The sequence below is a fragment of the Candidatus Chlorobium masyuteum genome (assembly GCF_011601315.1).
GTDB classification, from domain to species: domain Bacteria; phylum Bacteroidota; class Chlorobiia; order Chlorobiales; family Chlorobiaceae; genus Chlorobium; species Chlorobium masyuteum.
In genome coordinates this window covers 37491-52527 of record NZ_JAAORA010000003.1, presented here as the reverse complement: position 1 = coordinate 52527, position 15037 = coordinate 37491, and the positions used below count along the sequence as shown (strand labels likewise).

15 protein-coding genes and 1 tRNA gene are annotated in these 15037 nt (G+C 48.9%); 4 read left to right on the top strand and 12 right to left on the bottom strand.

Annotation, left to right across the window (positions count from 1 at the left end):
• Nucleotides 1-87: 87 nt before the first annotated feature.
• The 3 genes from G9409_RS06990 to cfa (G9409_RS06980) all read left to right on the top strand — a co-directional run bounded on the left by G9409_RS06990 (nt 88) and on the right by cfa (G9409_RS06980) (nt 3001).
• Nucleotides 88-660 (top strand): STAS domain-containing protein, encoded by a 573-nt coding sequence (locus tag G9409_RS06990; protein WP_166808089.1) that lies wholly within the window; start codon nt 88-90, stop codon nt 658-660.
• A 73-nt stretch (nt 661-733) separates the two neighbouring features.
• Nucleotides 734-1852 (top strand): cyclopropane fatty acyl phospholipid synthase, encoded by a 1119-nt coding sequence (gene cfa, locus G9409_RS06985; RefSeq protein WP_166808088.1) that lies wholly within the window; start codon nt 734-736, stop codon nt 1850-1852.
• A 30-nt stretch (nt 1853-1882) separates the two neighbouring features.
• Complete coding sequence (cfa, locus tag G9409_RS06980; protein ID WP_166808087.1) at nt 1883-3001, top strand: cyclopropane fatty acyl phospholipid synthase; 1119 nt, start codon at nt 1883-1885, stop codon at nt 2999-3001.
• Between the two features lies 1 nt (nt 3002).
• Here the strand turns inward: cfa (G9409_RS06980) and G9409_RS06975 are convergent, their stop codons facing one another.
• The 12 genes from G9409_RS06975 to G9409_RS06920 form a co-directional block, all read right to left on the bottom strand.
• On the bottom strand, nt 3003-4265 hold the full coding sequence (locus tag G9409_RS06975; RefSeq protein ID WP_166808266.1) for an exo-beta-N-acetylmuramidase NamZ family protein: 1263 nt from the start codon (nt 4263-4265) through the stop codon (nt 3003-3005).
• 181 nt (nt 4266-4446) lie between these two features.
• A tRNA-Met gene (locus G9409_RS06970) sits at nt 4447-4522 on the bottom strand.
• A gap of 45 nt (nt 4523-4567) precedes the next feature.
• Entirely contained in the window at nt 4568-6676 is a 2109-nt protein-coding gene (gene metG, locus G9409_RS06965; protein ID WP_166808086.1) for a methionine--tRNA ligase, read from the bottom strand.
• A 93-nt stretch (nt 6677-6769) separates the two neighbouring features.
• Nucleotides 6770-7753, bottom strand: a complete 984-nt coding sequence (locus G9409_RS06960; protein WP_166808085.1) for a PSP1 domain-containing protein — start codon at nt 7751-7753, stop codon at nt 6770-6772.
• Between the two features lie 246 nt (nt 7754-7999).
• Entirely contained in the window at nt 8000-8764 is a 765-nt protein-coding gene (locus G9409_RS06955; RefSeq protein ID WP_166808084.1) for a lysophospholipid acyltransferase family protein, read from the bottom strand.
• Between the two features lie 7 nt (nt 8765-8771).
• Nucleotides 8772-9980 (bottom strand): pyridoxal phosphate-dependent aminotransferase, encoded by a 1209-nt coding sequence (locus G9409_RS06950; RefSeq protein WP_166808083.1) that lies wholly within the window; start codon nt 9978-9980, stop codon nt 8772-8774.
• 13 nt (nt 9981-9993) lie between these two features.
• A complete protein-coding gene (gene coaD, locus G9409_RS06945; RefSeq protein ID WP_166808082.1) occupies nt 9994-10497 on the bottom strand; it encodes a pantetheine-phosphate adenylyltransferase in 504 nt (167 codons plus the stop codon).
• A 13-nt stretch (nt 10498-10510) separates the two neighbouring features.
• The gene (gene rsmD, locus G9409_RS06940) at nt 10511-11047 is read right to left on the bottom strand and encodes a 16S rRNA (guanine(966)-N(2))-methyltransferase RsmD (RefSeq protein WP_166808081.1); all 537 of its coding nucleotides are present in this window, start codon (nt 11045-11047) and stop codon (nt 10511-10513) included.
• 13 nt (nt 11048-11060) lie between these two features.
• Nucleotides 11061-11972 carry a transketolase gene (locus G9409_RS06935; RefSeq protein WP_166808080.1) on the bottom strand — a complete coding sequence of 304 codons (912 nt, stop codon included), beginning with the start codon at nt 11970-11972 and terminating at the stop codon, nt 11061-11063.
• Between the two features lie 78 nt (nt 11973-12050).
• Nucleotides 12051-12695: a DedA family protein gene (locus tag G9409_RS06930; protein ID WP_166808079.1), complete on the bottom strand. Its 645-nt coding sequence runs from the start codon at nt 12693-12695 to the stop codon at nt 12051-12053.
• A gap of 31 nt (nt 12696-12726) precedes the next feature.
• Nucleotides 12727-13437 carry a phosphoribosylaminoimidazolesuccinocarboxamide synthase gene (gene purC, locus G9409_RS06925; protein ID WP_166808265.1) on the bottom strand — a complete coding sequence of 237 codons (711 nt, stop codon included), beginning with the start codon at nt 13435-13437 and terminating at the stop codon, nt 12727-12729.
• Between the two features lie 69 nt (nt 13438-13506).
• Entirely contained in the window at nt 13507-13908 is a 402-nt protein-coding gene (locus tag G9409_RS06920; RefSeq protein WP_166808078.1) for a RidA family protein, read from the bottom strand.
• Nucleotides 13909-14012: 104 nt separating this feature from the next.
• On the opposite strand from G9409_RS06920, the gene G9409_RS06915 reads away from it, so the two are divergent.
• The gene (locus tag G9409_RS06915) at nt 14013-15032 is read left to right on the top strand and encodes an endonuclease/exonuclease/phosphatase family protein (RefSeq protein WP_166808077.1); all 1020 of its coding nucleotides are present in this window, start codon (nt 14013-14015) and stop codon (nt 15030-15032) included.
• The last annotated feature ends 5 nt before the right edge of the window (nt 15033-15037 follow it).

Here is a 15037-nt window from a genome sequence, read left to right as displayed (position 1 = left end):
TTTATCACAGAGACAACGCATGCCTTTTTGACTTTGTAAATCGCCACTTCCAGCGGTTTACAAGTAAGGCCAACCGGTAGTATCGTTATGAAACACTCAATTTCAACCCGCAAAGAGTTAACTATCCTGAAAATTGAGGAAGATGTATTCGATTTTCGTCATGGCAGTGCATTCAAAGAGATCATTGACAGCCTTGTTATTCATGAGAACAGCAAAAATCTTATCATTGATTTCTCTCTTGTGAAAGCTATTGATTCATGCGGCATAAGCTCAATGCTGCTTGCCCATCAACTGGCCAATCAATCACACGGTCTGGCTATTTTCGTCTCTCTGTGTCAGCAGATCAAAGACCTCCTCAAGCTGACAAATCTCGATAAACAGCTCTATATCTTTTCATCAATCAATGAGGTAATGACCCTTATTGAACCTGCGATGAAGGGCAAGCGTGGCCCAAGGGGTAAAGCTGCAACTCCTGCCTACGAAGCAGTCGATGAACTGTGTGAAGAGCTTGATCTTATTGCTGAGCATGACCTGCATGATGATACTCTCGATGATACGCTTGTCGATCCTGACGAGATAACGGGTCAGGCTGAGCTTTCGGATCCTCCCGCTGTTAAGGATTCAGGAATAAAAAAGAGAGGCCGCCCTAAAAAATCCTGAGAAATACCGCTATATTACACAGTAGCCCAGAGAGCGACTACCACACTTCACACTAAAAGGAGAGGTTGGCACCATGGGCAGTAATTTTTTCAAACACCGTCTTTCAGATCTTCTTTCTTCGGCAGGCATTACCGTCAACGGCAGTGCCCCATGGGATATTACGGTTCATGACGACCGCTTTTATCGGCGTGTCCTCTCGGAAGCACATCTTGGAGCCGGTGAGTCCTATATGGATGGCTGGTGGGACTCTCCCGCTCTTGATGAGTTTTTTTACCGCATCCTCAGGGCCGGAGTTGAAAAACAGCTTTCCGGCCTTCCCCGTCTGCTCAATGGAGTGCTTGGCAAAGTCATCAACCTTCAGAATCCAGCAAGAGCATATACTGTCGGCGAAACCCATTACAATATCGGTAACGACCTTTATTCGATGATGCTCGACCGGCAGATGATCTACAGTTGCGCATATTGGAAAGAGGCCTTGACTCTTGACGATGCGCAGGAGAAGAAGCTGCATCTGGTTTGCGAAAAACTGATGCTGAAACCCGGAATGAAGGTGCTTGATATAGGGTGTGGATGGGGAGGGGCTGCACGCTTTGCTGCGGAAAACTATGGAGTTACGGTAACCGGCATTACCATTTCAAGCGAGCAGGCTAAACTGGCAAGGGAGCTCTGCCGGGGAGTCCCTGTTGAGATAAAGCTCTCTGATTACCGGGATATCAGCGGAAGCTATGACCGGATCTACTCCATCGGCATGTTTGAGCATGTCGGTCACAAGAATTACCGCAACTACTTTCAGATTGTCCGCAACCATCTTGCTCATGACGGACTCTTTCTCCTGCACACCATCGGAAGCAACCGTTCAGGAACAAATACCGATCCATGGACCAGTAAATACATTTTCCCCAACTCCATGCTCCCTTCAGCCAGCCATTTGACCGCTGCAGCCGAAGGAGCGCTTATAGTTGAAGATTGGCACTCTTTCGGCCATGACTACTATCGCACCCTCAAGGCCTGGCACTCGAATATTGAAGATAACTGGGCAGCGCTTTCACTTGGGTATGATGAGCGTTTCCATCGCATGTGGCGCTACTATCTGCTCAGTGCCGCAGGCTCCTTCAGGGCACGCCATGTACAGTTGTGGCAACTGCTCTATTCAAAGAACGGAATTGAAGAGGAGTTCCGGGTTCCGAGATAGCTTCCGGATGATGCTAAACTGTCGAAGAGTATGGTTGACACCTTCTTCAAAAGAGAGCTTGAACGGCTGTTCGGCTCTGCCGATATCCTCATCGGGGGTAATCGGCCCTGGGATGTTCAGATACATAACGCGAGTGTCTACCGTCGGGTCATCACCGAAGGAAGCCTGGGGCTTGGCGAGTCCTATATGGATGGTCAGTGGGAGTGCGATGACCTCGAAGCGTTTTTTTTCAGGCTGCTCTCTTCGAGAGTGGATGAAAAAGTGGTTACCGTGGCTGACAAGATCAATAAATATATCGGTAAAATCCTCAACCTCCAGTGTCCTTCCCGGGCATTTGCTGTGGGTGAGACCCATTACAATACCGGTAACGACCTGTTTAAGGCCATGCTCGATAATCGGATGATTTACAGTTGCGGTTACTGGAAAGAGACCACCAGCCTTGACGAGGCTCAAAAAAACAAACTCCGTCTGGTGTTCGACAAACTGCAACTTCAGCCCGGTATGAAACTGCTTGATATCGGGTGCGGTTGGGGTGGTGCTGCCCGCTATGCTGCAGAGCACTACGATGTATCCGTAACGGCGCTGACTGTTTCAAGCGAACAGGCTAAAATCGCCAGGGAACAATGTGCCGGAATGCCGGTCAACATAGAGCTGATGGACTATCGTGATCTTCATGGTTCTTTTGACCGGGTATACTCTATCGGCATGTTTGAGCATGTGGGGTATAAAAACTATCGCCACTATTTCGAAATCGTCAACCGGTGCCTGAAACGGGACGGTTTGACCCTGCTGCACACCATCGGCAGCAATCAGCCATGCACCAATGGTGATCCATGGAGCTGCAAGTATATTTTTCCGAACTCCATGCTCCCTTCTGCAAGCCAGATCTCGGAAAGCTATGAAGGGCTTTTCATGCTCGAAGACTGGCATGTTTTTACCCATGATTACGCGCTGACGCTCAAGGCCTGGTATGAAAAGTTTGAACAGTCATGGCCTGAACTGCAATCAGGATACAGTGAACGGTTTCACCGCATGTGGCGCTACTACCTTCTGAGTTTTGCCGGAGCCTTCCGGGCCCGTTCCATTCAGCTCTGGCAGGTACTGCTCTCCAAACAGGGACTGCAGGGACGGACAGCCATTCCGAGATAGATCAGCGATAAAGATATGATGGTGCGGGGGTGGTCCGGTTGAACTGTTCGATCTGCCGAGAGCTCTCTTCCATGATTTTTTCAAGCGGCATCTGCCTTGTGATCATCTCCCTGAAACGGGGCGTACCGGCAAGCAGGTCAAAAAATCTGCCCTCCTTGACAACCCTTCCGGGATAGAGACGCTCAAGCTCAAGCAGAAGAGCGGCGGCGGTTCTGAATGGACGAAAGCGTTTCCTGTCGGTAAGGGAGAGTTTCAATCCATGGCAAAGCTCTCCCTGATACTTGTTTGAGCGGGGAGTGAACGTGACAGGATGAACAGTAACCCCGGCCAACCGGTATGCATTGAGAGCCAGAGCCAGCTCACTGCTGTTGATAAAGGGGGCTCCGAACTGCAAAAAAGGCGCATCGGTTCCGCGTCCCTCGCTTATTGTTGTTGCTTCAAGAAAGACTGTTGCAGGATAGAGCAGTGCCGTGTTGACGTTTCGGATATTTGGTGAAGGCGTTACAAATCTGAATCCCTGATACTCATCACCAAACCGATCCCGGCTATACCCCTGCATCGTGATCACCCGCAGGTCAAGTTTTTTAAACCGCTGCTCCTTCAGCAAAAGGGCAATCTCTCCGACCGTCATGGCGTGAATAAAGGGAATATTGACGGCACCGACAAAGGAGTCATACCCTTTTTCCACCATAAATCCCTCCTGATGAAGAGGGATAACCGGATTGGGGCGATCAAGTACCATGAACGCTATACCGGCCTCCTCACACGCCTCCATGGCACTCTTCATGGTTGAGATATAGGTATAACAGCGCGAGCCGACATCCTGAAGATCAAAAACAAGAATATCCAACTCCTTCAACTGTGACGGATCAGGTTTTTTTGTGGCACCGTAAAGCGAATAGACCGGAAGTGCATTGGCTACAACGGTATTTGCTATCATCCGGCCTGCTTCGATATCGGCTGAAAAACCGTGCTCAGGGGCCATAAGAAACTTCAGGTTGACGCCACTGCGGAGCATGAGAAGGTAGTCAGCCTCCCCGTTGCGGTTCACACCTGCCACGTTGGTAATAAGAGCAACCCTCATACCTGAAAGCTCCTTGAATGCTGATGCTTCAAGCCGGTCAATGCCGCAGCGCAGGATCTCTGCACGGAGTGAAAGCGGCAAAAAAAGGAAGAGGAGCGCAAACGTACAGAGCGAGATGAGCCGCAGAACCTTTTGTGCACAATAGCTGCAAGCCGCAGGATGAAGAGTCTCTTCAGTCATAACAACATAGCTCGTCACGGAGAGTCCCGTGCAGTTGTGAGGAAATGAGCAGGTATCAACACCAAGGTAACCGGATTTTCCGACTATACCCAATGATCAACCTGAAGCGGTTGAGGAGGCACTCCGGACTCCGAAGAGGTGAAAACAAAAAAGCCACCATGTTGCAGGCGGCTTTCTTTACTGGTGGTGGGGACAGGACTTGAACCTGCAACCTTCGGGTTATGAGCCCGACGAGCTACCAATTGCTCCACCCCACGATGTTGTGCTTACAATGTACGCAAATTAACTTCAGTTGCAAACATTTATTGTATTTGCCGGCCATTTATTTCCTCTCCGGCAGGTTCCACAACGAAAAGCTTTCCGTCCGGGCCTTCAACGGCCAGAATCATCCCTTCGGAGTGTTCATCACGGATGGTACGATCAGCAAGATTGGCGACAAGAACAACATTTTTACCCACCATCTCTTCGGGAGAGTAATTTTTTGCTATACCCGCAAGCACCTGCTTTGTCACTGAGCCCACCTGGAGCTGGAGTTTCAGCAGCTTCCCTGCTTTTTTAACTTTTTCGGCTGCGATAACACGGGCAACCCGCAAATCAACTTTGAGAAAATCATCAAATGAGATGACCGGTTTGAACTCCATCTTCTGCTGCTGAGCGCCTGATTCGCGTTTTTCTGCTTCGGCCACCAGCAGCTCTATTTTCCGGAGTTCAGGAGCAATATCGGAATCCTCAATTTTCGTAAAGAGAATTTCAGAATCTCCACGGAGCCGGTGTCCTTTTTCAAGCATGGGGCGGAGCAGTGATTCACTGAGGGAGTGGCCATGGGTCAACAGGTCGTCAATGGTACCAGAAAAGCCGAGCATGGCATAGATACGGTTACTGGTCCCGGGGATAACCGGGTAGAGCGCAACAGCAAGCGCATGACAGAGATTGAGTGAAAGGGCCATAGTTTTGGCAGCAGCCTCCCGGTCACTCTTGATAACTTTCCATGGTTCCGCCTCTGTGAGAAAGCGGTTTGCCGCCCTTGCTATCTCCATTCCAAGAGAGAGAGCATCCCTGAAATGAAACTGTTCAAATGCCTGATCGATCTGGCTCAGAAGCTCCTGCCAGTTTATACCGAGTGTGTTCCACTCGTCGAAGGTGCAGGCATACGGAACCTCGCCATCAAAACGGGCATTGGTAAAGTCAATGGATCGTTTGATGAAGTTACCGAGGGTATCGGCCAGTTCACCGTTGGTTCGGTTCTGGAAGTCCTGCCAGCTGAAATCGGTATCCTTGTTCTCAGGATAGTTCATGGCAATGCTGTAACGGAGCGTATCGGCCGGGAACTTCTCAAGAAACTCCCCGAGATAGACCGCATAATTCCTTGATTTCGAGAACTTTCTTCCCTCGAAATTCATGAATTCCGAAGCCGGAATATTGTCAGCAAGATTGTAGCATTCGCTCTGGCGCCCTTCATTCCAGGCCATCAGAATTGCCGGAAACATCAGGGTATGGAAGACAACGTTATCCTTGCCGATAAAATGAACAAGACGGCTTTCAGGGTCCTGCCAGTACTCTTTCCAGCGGTCAGGGCTCCCCTGCTCCTGTGCCCACTCCCTGGTAAAAGAGATATAGCCGAGTACGGCATCAAACCAGACATAGAGCACCTTCCCCTGGGCTTCATCGCTGTCAAGAGGAACCGCTATTCCCCAGTTCAGGTCGCGGGTTATGGCACGGTCATTGAGCCCCTGCTTCAGCCAGGTGCGACTGTAATTGACAACATTTGAGCGCCACTCATCCTCATGGCTGTTCACATAGGCTTCAAGCTGCGGCTGAAACCTGCCGAGCGGGAAAAACCAGTGCATGGTATCGCGAAGCTCGGGAGTTTCATCTGAAAGCTTGCTCTTCGGATTGATCAGTTCAAGGGGACTCAAATGAGTGCCGCACTGTTCACACTGATCACCGTTGGCTTCCGGATTATTACAGATCGGACAGGTTCCGGTAACGTACCGGTCGGAAAGGAAGCGATCGGCTTTCCTGTCAAAAAAGAGCTTTTCCGTCTTCTTGTTGAAAATGCCTTTGTGCTCTATCTCGGTGAAAAACTCCTGGGCGGTTGCATGATGAGTGGCTGATGATGTTCTACCATAATAGTCAAAAGAGATAGCGCACTTGCGGAATGCATCAAGGTTCATGCGGTGATAGCGGTCAACAACATCCTGAGGGGAGATGCCTTCCCTTTCGGCCGTAATGGTTATCGGTACGCCATGTTCATCAGAACCGCCTATATGAAGAATATCCTCACCCTTCAGCCGTTTATAGCGGACATAGATATCCGCAGGAAGATAAACCCCCGCAAGATGACCGAGATGAACCGGTCCATTGGCATAGGGAAGAGCCGTTGTGACAAGAGTTCTTTTGAAATGAGACATGCTGGACAGATAGAGAGCGTTATGAATGGGAGCGTTGTTAAACGGCTGAATTACAGGCAGATGCCGGGCCGGAGCCCGCTGGTGCCTGCTGCATTACGCCTGTTTTTTAATGAACAGAGCATTGAATTTTTCAATCGGGTATTTGCGCTTCTGATCACTTTTTTCATAATGGAGCCATACCAGTTTTTTCTGCGGGTCAATGCTCTCAACAACTGCGGCGCCTTCGGGAGTTGAAACCCTGCTGCCCACTGCAGGCAGCTGTGACGGGGCTGATGAGTGGTGCTGACACCCTTTGTCATGTTTGGAATAACCCAGACAGCATTTAGGACGGTTACACAGCCCGGTTATATTGAACGCATGGCTCTCGTTGCCGGACGCTTCGGAATATTGTGATTTTTCAGCGAACGGATTTGCGTGTATTTTCTGCAGCCAGCTTGAGCAGCACAACAAGCAGCCGCAAGGACCAAAGGCATTTGCCCTACGGGCCTCCTCACGGGTTGTAATCTGCACCATCTGAATCCTCGCCTTGAACTCGCCTGCAAGATCCCGTACAAGAGTCCGGAAATCAACCCGGTGCGAAGAGGTATAGTAAACCGACAATTTCTGCTGATCCATTCGCAGCTCGACATCGACCAGCTTCAGGTCAAGTTCATGTTTTTTGATCTTGTTCAGACAGATATCTCGGATCTCGGCCTGCCTTGTTTTAAGATCCAGAATTGCCTGGCTGTCAAACTCATCGGCAGAGCGCACAACAGCCGAGAACTCCTGGCCGTTTTTATCCAGCCCTTTCAATCGGAGCTTCTTTCTGGCAATCTGACCTGTTGAATAGACAACTCCGAAATCATAACCCCCATCAGATTCAACTATAACCTGCTGCCCCACACTGAAGGCACTTCCGGTATTATTTAAAAAAAACTCACGTCGGCAGCCCTGGAGCTCAACTTCACAGATATCAGGATAAATCTCCTCCGGAGCATCACCGTAAAGGGACTCTACCTCACTGTGCAGCAATTGAGAAAGTCTCAGACGTACTCTGGCATTATCACCCAAAAGACAACTGCAAATAACATTACTCATAACAGATTGTTTGGAGATGCAGGAAAGAGTTCCACTGCGCATTAAACAATATTACAATAACAACTTAAATGTCTTGTGGACGTTATATAAGGTGCTTTGGTTTTAATCCCGGCAGCAAGGCAATCAATCACTGCGCTTCACTTGCCATGCATTTGATTCATGCTGCCTCCAAGGTATGCAAATTTACACTATTTTTGGAACCCTGCACCTCTTTAGATGCGGCGAATAAAACAAAAAAGCACCAGCCTATGCTCTATCCAGATGCAGCACTCTCCTGATCTTTTCAACCCTTCGATTTATTGAGGAGCCCCCTTTGAGCAGGATCTTTGCGTCATCAAGATTGCGATCGGAAATTCTCGACGTAAGCTCGTCGAGATGACTCTCGGTTATACTCTGCATGGATACGGTAAGCTCATCCGGACCCGTATAGGTTTCAGCCGTAACAAGAAGCGGCGCCATGAAAGAGAGAAAGAGTTCCGGCTTCTGCTCTTCGAGATAATCAATCCTGCTGACAACAGAAACCAGGTAAATCCGGCCTGTTTTTTCAACTACCTTTGAAAGTATTGAAGCTGTACCCTTGAAAAAGAAGAGTGGCCGTTTGTCTACATGCTCAATCTTTCCCTGGGGAAAAATCCAGAGCGCATTCTGGCGGTCAGAATCGGCAGTAAGCAGCTCAGCCGCATAACGAAGCGTAGCCGGAAGTGTTCTCGGGCGTGAACGGTCAAGAGAAAAAGCGCCAATACGGGTAAAAAACCGATGCTGGTGTAACTGCTGATACTCGATAATGATATGAAGGTTCTGATGGAAATACTCCTCGGTGCAGAGCTGTGACCAGAAGCCATCCCACCAGTAGGCATGATTGGCATAAAAAATAACCGGAGTGCCGGGATCCATATCCAGCACTCCTGACGGCATAAAGACGCGGACCGAATTAAAATACCGTCTGAACTGGCGGCGGGAGTACCACCCGAACCACAGGGTATAGAGCCTGCTGCGACGGACTTTCAGCATATACCGACTATTTGAAAGCTCTCCGGATACGATTGACCGCTTCTTCAAGCGAGGCAATAGAGGCCGCATAGGAGAGACGAAGATTGTTGGGCGCACCGAAGGCATCACCGGGAACCGTTGCAACCAGATGCTCCTTGAGCAGATATTCGGCAACATCTGCCGAATCTTTCATCACAACACCGTTGAAGGTCTGGCCAAGCACACCGCTGATATCCGGGAAAATATAAAAGGCACCCTGTGGAAGAGCCGTCCTGAATCCCGGAATACTGTTGAGGGCTGCGTACATATAGTCCCGCCGTTTTTCAAATTCAAGACGTCGTTCCTCAACAATACGCTGATCACCAATAAGTGCAGCCATAGCCGCTTTCTGTGCAATCGCGTTGGGGTTTGAGGTGGTCTGCGACTGAATCTTGTCACAGGCATCAATCAGCCATTTCGGCCCTGCAAGATAACCGATTCTCCAGCCGGTCATGGCGTAGGTTTTGGAAACCCCGTTACTTACAATGACCCAATCCTTCATGGCGGGAATCCTTGCCGGAGAGAATGGGCGGACACCGCCATAGACGATCATGTCATACATCTCGTCTGAAAGGACGAAAATCTCCCGGCCTTCAAGCACCTGCATGAGTGCCCGCACTTCAGCTTCATTATAGACCGCTCCCGTTGGATTGGAGGGTGAGTTCAGCACGACAATCTTTGTTTTCGGTGTAATCGCTTTTTCAAGCTGCAGAGGAGTAATCTTGTATTCACTCTCAATCGAGGTATGAACAATCACCGGCGAGCCTCCGGCAAGACGAACCATCTCAGGGAAACTCACCCAGAAAGGAGCCGGAACAATCACCTCATCACCCTCTTCGCAGAGCGCGAGAAAGGTGTTTGCAAGGGTCTGCTTTCCTCCGTTGCTGACAATAATCTGGTTCTCCTGAAACTCAAGCCCGTTATCACGGCGGAACTTCTCGATAATGGCTTTTTTCAGCTCAGAAATACCGGAGTTGGCGGTATAACGGGTAAAGCCGGACTTGATTGCATCAATTCCTGCCTGATTGACATGATCAGGTGTAGGAAAATCAGGTTCACCTGCTGAAAGACTTACGACGTCCTTCCCCTCTGCTTTCATTTTACCGGCAAGATTGCTGATTCTCATGGTCTGCGACTCCTGCATGCTGAGAACTCTGCGGGTCAGATATTTTTCTTCAGGATGAGATGATGTTGACATATCGACTGTTTTGTTATGATTTTTGTTCTTTTCGTTCTTCGCGTTTTAGATTGAGCATCTCCATGACACAGGGATGAACAAATTTACTGACATCACCACCCAGCATGGAAACCTCCCTGATAATCGATGAGGCAACGTAGGTATACTTGACATTCGGCATAAGAAAAACCGTTGTCACTTCAGGATAGAGATGGCGGTTCAGGAGCGACATCTGAAACTCATACTCAAAATCCTTTACCTGCCGCACACCCCGTATAATTGCCTTCGCTCCGACCTGTCGTGCATAATCGGCAAGAAGTCCCTGACGGAGCACTTCAACCCTGACGCCTGCATAATCACCGACAACTTCATTGATCATTGCCTGCCGCTCTTCAATCGTAAAGAGTGAATGCTTCTGCGTATTCTCGGCAATAACAACGATTACCTCTTCAAAAATATTCAGTGCACGTTCGAGTACATCAAGATGACCGTTTGTGAACGGATCAAATGTTCCGGGATAAATAGCATTTGTTTTCATCGCATCACTCCGTTCAGGTCTGAAAAAATGTAACTCTTGTCATGCCGTAATCCTTTTGAAAAGAGTAGTATGGAGAGTGCTTGAACTCAAGATGCGCACGGTGTTCAATAAGAAGGATTCCCTCATCAGCAAGAAGGGAGCCGCCGGCAATTTTGTCAATCAACTGCCCGTAATCCGGCCAGGAGTAAGGTGGATCACAAAAAACCAGATCAAACGGTTTTGATGGCCGGGAAAGAAATGCAGAAACATCCGCATTGACTATCTTCACCCGCTCTTCAACTCCCAGCAGAAGTGCCGTTGCTTTAATGGCTTTGAGCGAATCGGCATGCTGATCAACAAAGCATACTGATGCTGCCCCCCGGCTCACCGCTTCAAAACCAAGGGAGCCGAATCCGGCAAAGAGATCAAGTACGGTTATGCTGTCAAAATCGAGCCTTGCAGCAAGCGTGTCGAAGAGAGATTTCTTGACACGGCTGCTGCAGGGACGAATAGCATTTGTTGATGAACTCCTGATTTTCCTCCCTTTGTATGTTCCTGCAAGTATCTGCACGAAATACTAAGAACTAAAAGTCGCCATAAACAGTCTCTCCAAGGATGGCAAGTGCTTTGACTGCATCATCCTTTGATGGAGGTTTCCCGTGCCAGTTGGAATTATCCGGCATTGTCCCCTCAAAGAAATGAACACCTTTTCCCATCACCGTCGTTGCAAGAACAACGGAAGGTCTGCTCCGTTTACCCCCTGCTCTGAGCTTCTCGATGGTGGTGACAAAATCCTCGATATCGTTACCGTTGCAGTGATAAACATCCCAGCCAAACGCCCGCCACTTGTCGGCAAACGGCTCAACACTCATAACATCGGTAACTTCACCGTCAATCTGGAGATTGTTGTAGTCAACTATACCAATCAGATTACCAAGTCCGTAATGAGCAGCACTCATGGCTGCCTCCCAGATCTGTCCCTCCTGACACTCTCCGTCACCCATCAGACAGAAGACATCGCTCTTCTTGCCATCCATGCGAAGACCGAGTGCCGCGCCTACTGCAGCAGAGAGCCCCTGGCCAAGAGAGCCGGATGCGATTCTGATGCCAGGGAGCTTCGATTCGGACGTTGGATGACCCTGAAGGTAGGAGTTGACCTGACGAAGTGAATTCAGCTCACTCAGCGAGAAATAGCCTGCACGGGCAAGTACACTGTACCATACCGGTGCGATGTGACCATTTGAAAGAAAAACCATATCAAGATCATGCTTCTCCCAGAACTCATGCGGTTTATGCAGGAGAAGGCGAAAGTAGAGGGCCGTAAAAATATCGGCCATGCCGAGTGAACCGCCGGTATGGCCGGAATTGGCCATAGCGAGCATTCGGACAATATCCCGACGGACCTGTCGGGCCATCTCTTTGAGATCGTCAATCGAATCAAGCTCGAGAAGCGCGCCTTTTTTTTCGGCTGGATACAGTTTTAAGTCTTTTGCCATGGTAATTCAACAAAATTCTTGGGAATTAATGAACTATAAATTTGAATGTTACGGGTTCTGTTAAATAATAAAAAAAACTCATTCATGCTGCCGCTTTCTTTCCCTGATAAACTTCCAGACGGAAAAAAGGAGGAGTAGTACAAAAAAGATGGTGACGGGAATGCTGTAGAGTGCAACATAACCACCGATATTTTTCCAGTTACTTCCAAGAAAGTATCCTCCATAGAGCAGCAGCACATTCCAGAGCAGAGCACTTACAGCGGCTGCAAGCAGTACGAAGAGTGTTTTGAGATGCATCAGACCGGCCATGACCGAGATAACCGCTCTGGAACCAAACAGAAAACGGTTCAGAAGAACGGCAAGGTAACCATGGGTTGCAAATTTCCGGCGGAGCAGCTCCATGTCTGAAGGGGGAAAAAAACGGTGAACACGTTTTGAGAACCAGTGCTGTGCAGGAGTATCTCCACCGGAGTACAACTTCAAACCAAAATGTTTACTCAAAAGGAAAACCACCATAAATCCGGATACTGAACCCATCGAAGCCCAGAGTACAGTACCTGCAAAGGTAAGGCTGCTGCTGTAGATCAGGTACCCGATAAATGCAACAGGCACATCACCGGGTATCGGAGGGATTACGTTTTCGAGAAAAGCAATCAGAAAAAGAAAGAGATAGACCGAAAAAGGGTCAGCATGCTGCAGATAACTGATTGCAGATTCAAGCATATTTTATTTCCGGTCTTCACATCTGTTGGTTTCAGTCAAGATCAAGAACACGTCTCTGCACTTCGCTGTAGGCATCCTCAACGCCGCCAAGATCAAAACGGAAGCGGTCCTTGTCGAGCTTTTCGTTGGTTTCAAGATCCCAGAGACGGCAGGTGTCGGGGCTTATCTCGTCACCAAGCAGAATAGTGCCCTTGTTGCGGCCGAACTCAAGTTTGAAATCAACGAGCTTGAGCTTTCTGTCGGAGAAGAAGCGTCTGAGTACCAGATTGATTGCTTCCGCACGATTCTTCAGTACCGCAATCTCATCATAGGTGGCAACACCGAGAGCGACGGCATGGGCGTCATTCATCAGAGGATCATCGAGATCATCATTTTTCAGATAGAGCTCCACAATGGGTTGTTCAAGCAGTGTTCCTTCGGCAAAACCATACCGTTTTACCAGCGATCCTGCCGCGATGTTGCGAACCACAACCTCAACCTTGATGATATCGAGATAGCGGCAGAGCATCTCACGATCGGAGAGCTTTTCTACAAGATGGGTACGAATGCCGTTCTCTTCAAGCAGGGTAAACAGTTTACAGGAGATCGCATTATTGACAACACCCTTGTCGGCTATGCTCCCTTTTTTCTTGTTGTTGAAAGCGGTAGCGTCGTCCTTGAACTCCTGGATTACCAGGTCGCTGTCATCCGTTAAAAAGACCTTTTTTGCCTTGCCTTCATAAAGTTGTGTCGTCTTGTTCATCATTCCACTTTTAAATATTGATTGACTCCGGCCGGCAACAGCCGTTACTCTCTTTAAAAATAAGCTCGATCACTCGCCCTGCTGATCCGAAGCCGCCTGCTGCACGGCACCGGTCAGAACAATGGTAATCTGATCGTCAGTGAGACCCTTCTCTTTCAGAAAATTCATAAATCTGAATACGCCAAGATCTGAAAGCATGGCTTTCGGCTGGTCCTGGGGAGAGAGTCCCCTTGTACCACTGTACTCCTTGGAGGTCTTGATCCAGTCTTCGATGAACTGTTCTGATTTACCGTTTTCCAGAAAATATCCGGTAACGATCGTTTCAACCTCCTCTGTTACCGGGTCCGGGTGGGCCTGGAACAAAAGCTGCATCTCTTCGGAAATTCTCGTCAATACAATAACCGCTTCCCTGTTAAGGGTCTCCTCGAGGATATCTTTTGCCTGTTCCTTGACATCGCTCTTCTGGGTCATAAGGCTTTCCGGATCATTGGATAATAAAATATTGACATCTGAAAATTCCCGATTAAGTTACATAATGATTATGGTAAAGAAAAAAAATTACACAGAAAGGGGTTATGCGCCGACTGCTCTGCTGTTTTTTTCTTGTTTATCTGGCCCTGTCGTGGTTTCAATATCAGGCTGACGGTGCTCCATCAGGCAGAAAAGAGATCGTGCTGTTGTGGTGGAACATTGAAAACCTTTTTGATACACTTGACGACCCTGTGACCGATGACGACGAGTTCACCCCCCAGGGAAGCAGGAACTGGACGGCAAAAAAACTCATGCTCAAGGAGATGCGTATCCGCCACACCCTCATGGCTGTTGATGCACATCCGGACTACAGGAAATTTCCTGATATCGTGGCATTTGCCGAAGTTGAAAACCGGCAGGTTTTTCAACAGACACTCTCAGGAATTCCGGGCATCACCTACAAAACGGTCTATTACGACTCTCCGGACCCGAGAGGTATCGATATCGGTCTTGCCTATAACCCGAAGGGTGTCACCTTGAAAGCATCCCGAGCCTACAGTGTCACCCTTGATGAAAAACCAACGCGAAAGATCATTATTGCCGAATTTTCAGATTCCGGAAACTCATTTCACCTGATTTTGAATCACTGGCCATCAAGAGCATTCGATACCGGGTGGAGTGAACCGAAACGTCTTGCTGCGGCAAAGGTCACCCGGCATATTCTTGACAGCCTCCGCTCAGCCAGCCCGACAGCCGATATCATCACCATGGGCGATTTTAACGATGAACCCGCTAATCGCTCACTTTCAGAGGGGCTTGGTTCATCATTTGATGCAGCACAAGTGCGCCGAAACAGCAGAACACTGCTCTACAACTGCTGGAGTGGCTATCAGGGAGTCGGAAGCTACTACTATCATCGAAAATGGGAGCGTATTGACCACATTCTGCTCTCTGCAGGCATGCTTGATAAAGAGGGTTTTTCTGTTTCCGGTGATCCATTCCGTTGCTTTACGTTCTCCCGGATGCTTCTCTACCCTGACAATAAGCCCTGGCCTACCTATGAAAAAAGGGAGTACCGCGGGGGCTACTCCGACCATCTGCCGCTGCTGCTGAAAATTCATTGAAACAG